This is a genomic window from Phytoactinopolyspora endophytica, assembly GCF_004138495.1.
In the GTDB taxonomy this organism is placed as follows: Bacteria; Actinomycetota; Actinomycetes; order Jiangellales; family Jiangellaceae; genus Phytoactinopolyspora; species Phytoactinopolyspora endophytica.
In genome coordinates this window covers 68,276-76,218 of the sequence record NZ_ML142868.1, presented here as the reverse complement: position 1 = coordinate 76,218, position 7,943 = coordinate 68,276, and the positions used below count along the sequence as shown (strand labels likewise).

7 protein-coding genes and 1 pseudogene are annotated in these 7,943 nt (G+C 65.6%); 2 read left to right on the top strand and 6 right to left on the bottom strand.

What is annotated here, in order from left to right; genetic code table 11:
* The 6 genes and pseudogenes from ELR45_RS39450 to ELR45_RS28615 all read right to left on the bottom strand — a co-directional run.
* A pseudogene (locus ELR45_RS39450) lies at window positions 1–284 on the bottom strand (dihydrofolate reductase family protein); the annotation flags it as partial.
* A gap of 33 nt (window positions 285–317) precedes the next feature.
* Entirely contained in the window at window positions 318–1,646 is a 1,329-nt protein-coding gene (locus ELR45_RS28635) for an FAD-binding oxidoreductase (protein WP_129669350.1), read from the bottom strand.
* Window positions 1,647–1,699: 53 nt separating this feature from the next.
* The gene (locus tag ELR45_RS28630; protein WP_129669349.1) at window positions 1,700–2,542 is read right to left on the bottom strand and encodes a helix-turn-helix domain-containing protein; all 843 of its coding nucleotides are present in this window, start codon (window positions 2,540–2,542) and stop codon (window positions 1,700–1,702) included.
* 49 nt (window positions 2,543–2,591) lie between these two features.
* Window positions 2,592–4,124, bottom strand: coding sequence for a hypothetical protein (locus ELR45_RS28625; protein WP_129669348.1), 1,533 nt, complete (start codon window positions 4,122–4,124; stop codon window positions 2,592–2,594).
* A gap of 80 nt (window positions 4,125–4,204) precedes the next feature.
* Window positions 4,205–5,044 (bottom strand): carbohydrate ABC transporter permease, encoded by an 840-nt coding sequence (locus ELR45_RS28620; protein ID WP_129669347.1) that lies wholly within the window; start codon window positions 5,042–5,044, stop codon window positions 4,205–4,207.
* A complete protein-coding gene (locus ELR45_RS28615; protein ID WP_205857454.1) occupies window positions 5,041–5,868 on the bottom strand; it encodes a carbohydrate ABC transporter permease in 828 nt (275 codons plus the stop codon). Before ELR45_RS28615 ends, ELR45_RS28620 begins: the two co-directional genes overlap by 4 nt.
* Before the next feature lie 491 nt (window positions 5,869–6,359).
* Between ELR45_RS28615 and ELR45_RS28610 the strand changes: the two genes are divergently transcribed.
* Complete coding sequence (locus ELR45_RS28610; RefSeq protein WP_165368192.1) at window positions 6,360–7,673, top strand: ABC transporter substrate-binding protein; 1,314 nt, start codon at window positions 6,360–6,362, stop codon at window positions 7,671–7,673.
* Window positions 7,673–7,943: Gfo/Idh/MocA family oxidoreductase (locus ELR45_RS39445; RefSeq protein ID WP_205857453.1), on the top strand; the 271-nt coding region annotated here is incomplete at its 3' end. The genes ELR45_RS28610 and ELR45_RS39445, both read left to right, overlap by 1 nt.

The following is a 7,943-nucleotide window of genomic DNA, read 5'->3' as shown; positions in this document are numbered from 1 at the left end:
GTCGGGTGTGGGCTGCCGCCGCCGAAGTGGCTGGAGTGCTCGTAGGTGGTGCGCCCCGCGACCGCCGCTCCGTCGCGTTCGGCGAGGGCGTCGAAGAACCGGGCGCTGGGCTCGCTGAGCTTGAACCCGTCGAACACCTGGCTCGGCGTGTCCCCGTTGAAGTACCAGTCGAAAAGCATGGGCGCGTCACCGAGACCGCGTCCGAACTCCTCCTCGCCGTCAGGGGTGCGACCGCTGATGTAGCCATCGACCGAGACTGCGTGGGCGCTGAGAACCTTGCTCATGTCTCTCTCCTTCACTGCTGAGTTCGGTGTTGCTTAGATGGCTTGGGGGAAGTCGAACAATCGGTGCGGGTCGTAGGCGTTCTTGACCGCGGCCAGCCGGGGATAGTTACCCGCGTGGTACGCCACGGCCCAGTCGTCGAGCTCGGGGTCGGGGAAGTTGGGGTAGACACGCCCCGACCCGTCGGCGTGGGCGGTCGCCCATGAACCGTCGACCCACGGGTCGGCCGCGTCGGCGAGGTGCTCGAGCAGAAAGCGCTCGCTGCGATGTGCGAACGCGGTGGCGTCCTCGGCGACCCTGTTGTAGGCCCCGCCCATCGCGGCGAACGTGAGCTGCCGTCGGCCCCTGGTCCTTGGGTCGCTGAGCTGGGTCAGGAGCGACGCGAGCGTGCGGTCAGATATCGCGTGGGAGAAGAACTCCGACCGGATCCGCAGGGCTCGTTCGGGCAGATCTCGCGGGTCCAGCTCGGCGAAGGTGTCCTTCAGGTGGTGGTAGGGCATGTCGGCGCACAATTCGATCTCCGGGGCCATGCCCGCCTGATCGATGAGTTCCTGCAGCAGCTCCCGGGTCGATCCTTTCTCGAGGGTGGAGGCACCGAAGAGGGTGGCTTGGACAGGTGCGCCGGGCTCAGACACAAGGGTGAGGTTGACGGTGAGATCGTCCGGAGCGTCCGGGGACCAGGCTTGCCAGGCGACGACCAGGTCCTCCAGAGCGATGTCCGACCAGTGCGCCTCGATGCGGGTTGTCATCGGATCGTCGACGGTGTCGAACCGCAGTGACGTGACCACTCCGAACTGGCCGCCGCCCGCGCCGCGCAGACCCCAGAACAAGTCCGGCTCATGGTCGTGGTCGCAATCCACGACGCTTCCGTTGGGGAGCACGACCTGTGCACCGACGAGGCGATCGCAGGTCAGGCCGTGTTTGCGCCCAAGCAGGCCGATCCCGCCGCCCAGGGTGAGGCCTGCGATGCCGACGGTGGGACCGCACCCGGCCGGCAATGTCCGTCCGTAGGCGTGTAGCGCCGTGTATACCTGTCCTAAGCGGGCGCCGGCTCCGATCGTGGCCACCCGGTCATCTGCCACGGAGATGCCATCGAGGCCAGACATGTCGAGCACGATCCCGTCCGTCGACGATCGGCCCGCGAAACAGTGCCCCCCGCCACGAGGGGCGATGCGGTCCCCAGTAGCCGTCGCGTACGTCATAGTGGCGACGACGTCCGAGACCGAGCGGCACAGAACCACGAGCCGGGGACGCACCGTCCGGTAGGCGACGTTGACTGGGCGGCAGATCGCGTCGTAGCCCGACGAATCAGGGCTGAACGACTCGCCGTCGAGTGAGCTGCCGAGCTCGGCCAGGTCGGTCACGAGATCGAAACTATGAGACGCGCGACGACGTGTCTTGAACGAATCGCGCAGGGTCAGACTTGTAGTCGCGGCCTGCTGCGGGTAGCGAGGAAGGGCTTGTAGGAGGCGGAGTGCTCATGTCCACAGGCGCACCGGTCGATGTCGCCGCCGAGGAGCTGGTGTGGGGTCAGGCCAGTCAGGCGGAGGCATTCTCGGCTGAGGTGTGCTTGGTCGGCGTACCCCACGTCAACCGCCAGCCCTGCCATGCCGTCCGCACCACGCCGGCCGGTGGACACAACACCTGCCTGAGCCAGCGCGAGGAAGCCCTGAAAACGCAACGTGCGCTGGAGGACCTTGGGACTCACACCAACTGCATGCAGGCAGCGGCGGCGCAGTTGGCTCGCGGAGAGTGCCAGGTGGGTGGCCAGGGTGTCGATGTTGACCTGGTGCCATGGCATCAGGGCTTTCACGGCTTCGCCCACCAGCGGATCGACACGGACCGCACGTCGAAACTCCCGCAGGAGGTGGATCTGCAAGAGCGCGAGCGCCCGCTCGGGCGTCCCGGCGCGGGCCATCGCCTCCACGAGGCCTTCGCCCGAGCTTCCCCACAACTCCACCAGACCCAGGCGCAGGTCCACCAGATCGTCGAGGACCGTTGGAAGGGGCGGCGCGGTCCCTGGATGGAACCGCACTCCCACGATGGCCGTGTGCGCCGGAATGACCTCAATCTCCGGACCGGTCAGCGGACCGACCAGCTGTGCGCGGCCACCGATCGGAAAGTGGATCTCGACCCCGCCCGTCGGCAGATGCCGTTGCACGTACGGCGCCTCACCGGTGCGCTGGATCCAGACCGTCCGCACCACCCCCGCCAATCCCGGCAATGGCGGACGCTCAACGTAGGACTCCACCGCGGTCATCCTTGTACTGAAGCGCGCGAGCGGGATCGACGTCAAGGCGTTCTCAGGGCTACTCCCGGTTGTGCGCCGCCAAGAACGCGGTGCTCAGCAGGTAGGAGCCGAAGAGCGGCTCCGGCTGCTCGCGGTTGAAGATCTCCCGGGCATGAGTGAAGATCCGCTCGTCCCAGCTCGCGAGGTTCGCCCATCGCGGCGCCTGCAGGTCCTGCAGCCCGAGGTTGGCTGTTCCGTCGACCCGGTACCAGACGTGGGCCTCGCCGTCGTCGTCGTAGTGCATGAGGTTGTCGGTGTAGGTGGCGGCGAACCGGCGCATGTCGGTCTCGTCAAACACCAACCCCAGACGGTAGCCCGCGAGCGCTGCTTCGATACTGATCGCACCGTGCGATCCGTCCTCGATCTGCCGGGCGCCGTTGTACGCGGGCGTCCATTCGGAGACGTCGTCGGCCTGCGAGTAGCCGTTGTGGACGTGACCCTTCGTCCACCAGTACTTCCACACGTAGCTGTCGTCCTGTACCTGCAGGTCATTGCGGAAGGTGGTCAGCATCCTGACCGCGTGTTCGCGGTACGGGCCGTCGTCGACCAGCGCGGCCAGGTAGGCCTGTGCGGTGGCCAGCGCCAGGAACTGGTTGTGTGGCATCTCGCAGCCGTCGAACGCCAGCGGCGTGCCCTTCTCCCAGACGTACCAGCCCTCGCCCTGATCGTTCTGTCGCCACTCGTGATCATGGACGGCGACGGCATCACGGACGGCGCGCAGGTATTTGGCGGCTTTCGCGCCGTAGCGCCGCATCAGCCGTGGGTTCTTCCGGACGAGGTGGCAGAACTCGGCGATCGGCGCGACGATCATCCCGGTGTGCACGGAGAACGTCACGTAGTGGGAGGCCATGGTGTAGCTGCCCGGCTCAGGCATGGCCGGTGAGTTGTCGGATCTGAGATCGACGGCGGTGGCGCGGGTCGCGGTCGGGTTCGCGTCGTGGATCCGCGTCACCGCGAAGTCCGGGCTGGTGGCGTCCATCGTGAGATCGGTGAACGTGTCGGAGCGGTCGATCCGCGTGTCGGTCATAGTGACCGTGAACCGATCCTCGGACTCGTGTGTGACGTCGGCGGTCACTCCGTCGGCGTACGACTGGGCGGTGCGCAGCCGCAGCACCGGAGTTCCGTTCGTTCCGGGGATGTCGACGTCACCGGCGGTGTACGGTGCCCAACCACGCCAGACCGGTAGCGACTCACCGCGCCAGTCCGTCACGCCGCGTTCGCTGTCCCGGATGCTGAGGATGGCGTCGACGTTGCGGCAGAGCAGATCCAGGTACCGTTCATCGCGGAACGCCTCGTACATGGCCAGGTAGGACCGCAGGATGTAGGACTGGCCCCAGGCGAGCGAGCCACGGAACTCGTTCGGCCGGTCGGGCTGGGCCTCGCCGTGCTCGGTGAAGTACGCCTCGGCCCAGTCGTACGTGGCGCGTAGCGCATAGTCCCGGGATTCGGCGCGTGCGGGTGTGACGCTCGCCAGTCCGCCGGCGACGCCGAGGCCGAGCGCGGCGCCGGCCTGGAGCAGCCGTCGGCGTCCGAGGCTGGGATTGCTGGTCATCGCTAGTCCTCCTGGGGTGAGTGGAAAGGATCAGAGGCGATCTGGGATTCGGGGATGGGGGAGTGGAGCGCGGTGGCCGATCACCCCTTCACGGCGCCCTTCATCCCTTCGAGGATGTGACGCTGCATCACGATGAAGAAGATCAGGACGGGGATCAGTGAGATCACCGTGCCGGCCGCGACGGAACGGACGTCGGTGCCGGTCACGCCGGTGAGGTAGGAGATTCCGAGCGCGATCGGGTACTTACTGGTGTCCTTGAGCACCACTAGCGGCCAGATGAAGCTGTTCCACACCGAGATGAAGCCGAAGATGGCCAGCACGGCGAGGGCCGGCTTGGCCGCCGGCAGCATCACGTGCCAGAACACGCCCCACTCCTTGCAGCCGTCGATGCGCGCGGCGTCGTCGAGCTCCTGCGGCACCCCGGCGAAGGTCTGGCGCAGCAGGAAGATACCGATTGCGGAGAGCAGGCCGGGCAGCATGACACCGGCGTAGGTATCGGCCAGCCCGAGCTCGGAGACCACCAGGAACCGCGGGATCAGCATCAGCTCGCCCGGCAGGAACATGGTGGACAGGAACAGGAAGAAGATCACCGTGCGGAACCGGAACCTCATCCGGGCCAGCGGGTAGGCCGTCAGCGCGGAGACGGCCAGGTACGCGGGCACCATCACACCGACGTAGATCACCGAGTTGAGCAGATAGCGCGGGAAATCGATGACGGTCCACGCGCGGATGAACCAGTCCAGGACCGGCGGGCGCGGTATGAGATCCGGCGGAAATGAGAAGACGTCCTGCGTGGCGGGCTTCAAGGACGACGCCACTAGCACGATGAACGGCCCGACGAAGATGACTGCCAGGACGAGGAGCAGTAGGTAGTTGCCCGTGAGTGTCGACGCGCGGCGTCGGCGGGTTCCGACCGTCATCGGCGCTCCTTCGTGAGCTGGTAGTTGACCACGGCCAGGATGATCATGACGGCCCAGAGGACGAGCGCGATCGCGCTGGCGTAGCCGAACTCGTAGTCTTCGAACGCCTTGGACCACACGTAGTAGCCCAAGGTCATGGTGCTGTCTTGGGGCCCGCCTCTGGTCATCACGTAGACCGAGGTGAAGACCTGCATCGCGTCGAGCATGGCCATCGTCGACGTCACCGCCACGTACGGGATCATCAGCGGAACGGTGATCTTGGTCAGCCGGTGCCAGATGCCGGCGCCGTCGATCTGCGCGGCCTCGTAGAGGTCGACCGGAATGGCCTGAAGGCCAGCAAGATAGATCATCATGTAGATCCCCATGCTCTTCCAGCCCTCGATCACGATCAGGCAGGGCAGCGCCCAATCGCTGCTCAGGAGCCAGGCGGTCGGCTCGTCCGAGATGCCGAGGCTGGTGACCAGCCAGCTCAGCACCCCCTGGGCGTCGAGGACGTATTTCCAGGTAACGGCGACGGCCACCATGGAAACGACGACGGGCATGACGATGGCGAGCCGGAATGCCTGGATGCCGGGGATCTTCTGATTGACCAGAACCGCGAGCAGCAGCGGTACGGCGACTGCGAGTGGCATCATGCCGAACAGGAACAGGAACGAGTTGACGAACGCCTCGTGGAACCGTGGATCGTCGAGCATCCGATCGAAGTTGTCCAGGCCCACCGTGACCGGCGCGGAAATCCCGTCGTACTCGTAGAACGCGAGCTGCAGCGCCTGGACGGCCGGCCAGACGAAGAACACCGCGAACAGGACCAGCCCTGGGAGCATGTACAGCCAGGGAGTCCAGACGGCGGGATGGTTCGTCTGGGCGCGCCAGCGCGAAGCTCGCGGCGAGCGGACGCCAGGGCTCCCGCCTCGTGGTGGGCCTGTGCGTATTCGTTGCCGAGGTGGATGCGGCGTGGTCTGATCGGCCACGGGCGCCAGCTCTGGTACGTCACTTCCGGACTGCTGTGGCATCTCACCTCCGGGCTGTGATCGCGGGTCAGATTAGGTCATATGTAAGCCACGCAAAGTGCGTCCTAAACATCGCAGCGACTATAAGCAGACCCTTTCGCTGTCGTCTACCCCCCATTCCGATCTCATTGTTTCATCTGTGTGACATGGACATTTGTCCACTCATCGCGACGTTCTGGAGGTCTGCTGTCGGCTGTCTGCGATTTCCTATTGACTCCAGGGAGTGGATGTCCGAAACTGGTCGCCACCATCAACCGGCGCCGAACTCCGTGGCTTCGACACCATCCTTTCGTTCAGGAGAGACCATGCGATCCGATCCCACAACCCTCCGGCCGGCTCGAAGATTGCGCACACTGGCCGCCTCGACGCTCGGGCTGGCGTTGCTCACGTCCGGCTGCATCAGCGGCGCTGATGCGGAGGAGGAGCCCTCCCAGCCCGACTCGACCGAACTCGGCGGAGAGGTCGAATGGTGGACCATCAACCTGCAGGCCAACTACGCCGACTACATCCAGGACCTGATCGACTCCTACGAGGAGGAGAACCCCGAGACCACGATCAGATGGGTGGATGTCCCGGGCGAGGATCTCGCCACGAAACTGCTCGCGGCAATGGCCGCCGGCGAACCTCCGGACCTGGTCAACGTCGCCTCCGCCGACCTCGGTCAGTTCCAGGACTCGTTGGCGGATCTGAACGACTACCTCACCGAAGAGGAGCTTGGCGAATACCAGGAATCGCTTGTTGAACCGCTGCAGAGAGAAGGCAAGCTGACCGCGCTGCCCTGGTACAACGGTGGGTCACCGGTAACGATCTACCGCGAGTCGGCGATGGAGGGGACCGGCTTCGACGCCGCGAATCCGCCCACCACCTTCGACGAGGTGCTCGAGCTGGCCTCCGAAGTGGAAGAGACTGCAGAGATCCCGGGTATGAACTCGATTCCCGGTTTCCTGGTACTGCCCTACTACGGCGTGGAGATGTTGAACGAGGAGCGCACCGAAGCTGCGTTCAACACCCCGGAGACGGCGCAGATTCTCGACAGGTGGAAGGCCGCCTATGACTCCGGCGCCATCGCCCCCGGGGCCATCTCTAAGGACATCCGGAACCTGCCGGAGAATATCGAGAACCGCAAGGTTGGGTTCACCGCGAACGTACCGGGTACCCGGCTGGTCAGTACCGAGGAAAACGCCCCGGAGGTGTATGGCGATCTGGCGGTGACTCCGGGCGTACGGACACCGGAGGGGAAACTTCTGCTGGCGGGTCAGCAGACCTTCGCGATTCCCTCGGCCTCGGACAACAAGGGGACAGCCGCGGACTGGCTCACATTCGTGACCAACGCCGAGAACCAGCTGGAGTTCTGCAAGATCGTGGCGATCTTCCCGTCGACGAAGGAGACGCTGGAGGACCCGTTCTTCGACACCGAAGGCGAGACGGCCACGGACGAGGCCCGCCAGATCATCGTGGAGACCCTTCCGGACCTGGAGGACGGTGCCCTGGGTACATCCAAGGACACGCAGCTCGGGGAACTCTTCGACGAGCAGGTCCGGGCCTTCTTGCAGGGTGACGTCGACGCTCAGACCGCGCTTGACAATGCCGAACAACAGTGGAATGCGGAGCTTCAGTAATGCCTCAACAACTCAGGGTCGGTGTGGTCGGCGCGGGAATCATGGGGACGGGCAACGCCCGGGTGATCGATTCCTTGGTGGACGCCGAGGTGACGGCGATCACCAGCGGAACCCGTGCGGGGGCCGAGAAGCTCGCCGGCGAGTTCGGCGGCCGGCCCGCCGTCTTCGATGACTACGACCGGCTGATCGATTCGGGCACGGTCGACGCGGTCGTCGTGGCCACACCCGACCATCTGCACGCCGACGTCGTCGTCAAGGCCGCCGCCGCCG

Excerpts from the sequence above, each read along its gene's own strand:
- ELR45_RS28630 (WP_129669349.1), bottom strand. The coding sequence starts at position 2,542 with ATGACCGCGGTGGAGTCCTACGTTGAGCGTCCGCCATTGCCGGGATTG.
- ELR45_RS28620 (WP_129669347.1), bottom strand. The coding sequence starts at position 5,044 with ATGACGGTCGGAACCCGCCGACGCCGCGCGTCGACACTCACGGGCAAC.
- ELR45_RS28615 (WP_205857454.1), bottom strand. The coding sequence starts at position 5,868 with ATGCTCCCAGGGCTGGTCCTGTTCGCGGTGTTCTTCGTCTGGCCGGCC.
- ELR45_RS28625 (WP_129669348.1), bottom strand. The coding sequence starts at position 4,124 with ATGACCAGCAATCCCAGCCTCGGACGCCGACGGCTGCTCCAGGCCGGC.
- ELR45_RS28610 (WP_165368192.1), top strand. The coding sequence starts at position 6,360 with ATGCGATCCGATCCCACAACCCTCCGGCCGGCTCGAAGATTGCGCACA.